The sequence below is a fragment of the Mesorhizobium sp. M7A.F.Ca.ET.027.02.1.1 genome, from assembly GCF_004022985.1.
Lineage (GTDB): Bacteria > Pseudomonadota > Alphaproteobacteria > Rhizobiales > Rhizobiaceae > Mesorhizobium.
The window spans coordinates 1-1,682 of record NZ_RZOL01000702.1 but is presented as its reverse complement, the minus strand read 5'-3'; the positions used below and the strand labels follow the sequence as shown (position 1 = coordinate 1,682).

Here is a 1,682-nt window from a genome sequence, read left to right as displayed (position 1 = left end):
TAGTCGGGCGGAAAGCCCTGCGCCGAGAACAGCTCGCGCGGCGTCAGCATGCGCATGCCGATGTCGACGATGGTGAAGAGGTCGCCCGAGATTTCGACCGTGACGAACTCGCGATTGTCCCAGAAGCCGTGCGCGCGCATGAATGCGGCGACCTGGCGCGCCCGTGCCGCCTGCTCGTCGGTGAAGGGCGGCCAGCCGATTTCCCCCTCGACGAAGCCGAAGCGGTCCTTTGTGGTCACCGAATGGCAAGGCTCGTCTACACGCGCGCCATCACCGGTGCCGTAGTACTTCTGCATGAACGGCGCGACGACGCTGATCCCGGCACCGCCGGCGGTGATCGTATGCGTCGGCTCGTCGGCGCCGTTAAACGGCTTGCCAGCATTGCGCATGGTCATCAGGTGCGGCGCAATGACTGCCGTGGCGCCACCTTTGCCACCGCCAGCCGTCACTGTCGGATGTGGCGAATCGACGGCACCATCCCGGCGCTCGCTGCCCTTCATGCTCATCAGCGAGGCGGCGACAACGCTTTGCGTGCTGCCCTTCTGCACGATGGTCGACAGCGGCTCGCGGGCGTCATGGCCCGGCTCCTGGTAGTTGTTCTGGGCAAGGAAGGCCGCTGCGACGCAAACATCGGCTTTGGCCGTCTGTGTCGCCATAGGCTCGTCGCCGCCACGCGCGCGGCTCTGCCCGGCCCTGCCGCCACAGCCGACCAGTGTTGGCACCGCCAGCGCATGTTTGACGCCGCCGGCAACCACGGTGCCGATCGGCGCGCCGATATCGAGCGTGCGGGGTGCCTGACCTTCCCGCTCGCCATAACCCATCTGGATCAGCGTCGGCGCTATGAGCGTGTTCTGATCTTTCGTGCTGGCGGTGATCGTGTGCGCCGGATCCTCGACGCTGCGGTTGGCGCCACCTTGCTGGGCATAGGAGAGTACGGGCGCGACAACGCCGAGCGGAGCAGCACCGCCAAGCCGTTTCTTGAAGCTATTGGCCGTAATCGTCGCCAGCGGCTCACGGGCATCATGTCCGGTGGCGCCGGTGTTGAAGCGGATGACCGACGGCGCGACCACCGCCTTTTCCCCGCGATGCGCCCCGGTGATCGTGTTGAAGGGATCGTCGACCGGTTCAAGCCGGACGCCATGCGTCAGGTTCACCAGAAACGGCCGCTTCGCCTTCAGCACATAGCGGTCGACGCCACGCGCCACGCGGCTCATCGTGGCATCGGCCAGTGGGCGCACGGCGCGCAGGCCGAGCTTCTCCATGATCTCGGCGCCGGAATCGAAAATCGACGGGCATGGTAGCGACCAGTCGATGATTTCCGCCGCGGTGCGCCATGGCAGCTTGCGCCCGGCGAGGACATCGGGATCGTCCGGCTTGCCATGGGTCGGCTTCGGCCAGACGATCTTCTCCCCATCGAAGCGCACGATGACGAACAGCCGCTTGCGGATCGTCGGCGCGCCATAGTCGCATGCGCGCAATTCGCGATGCTCGATCTTGCCGCCGAGCCGGCGCAGCGCCTTGCACCATTTCTGGAACGTCTCGCCGCGCGCGTCAGGATCCGGCATCAGCCCGCGTTCGGTGTCGAGCAGCGGCCCCCAGGTCTGGAACTCTTCGACGTTCTCAAGGATGACCACGTCGATGCCGCCGCCGCTGCTCTGTATGCGCTCTACCCAGCCCGGAAT

The 1,682-nt window shown here is 66.2% G+C and carries 1 protein-coding gene; it reads right to left on the bottom strand.

The features are described 5' to 3' along the window. On the bottom strand, window positions 1-1,682 hold a 1,682-nt coding region (locus tag EN749_RS38000; RefSeq protein WP_189367946.1), incomplete at both ends, for a C-5 cytosine-specific DNA methylase.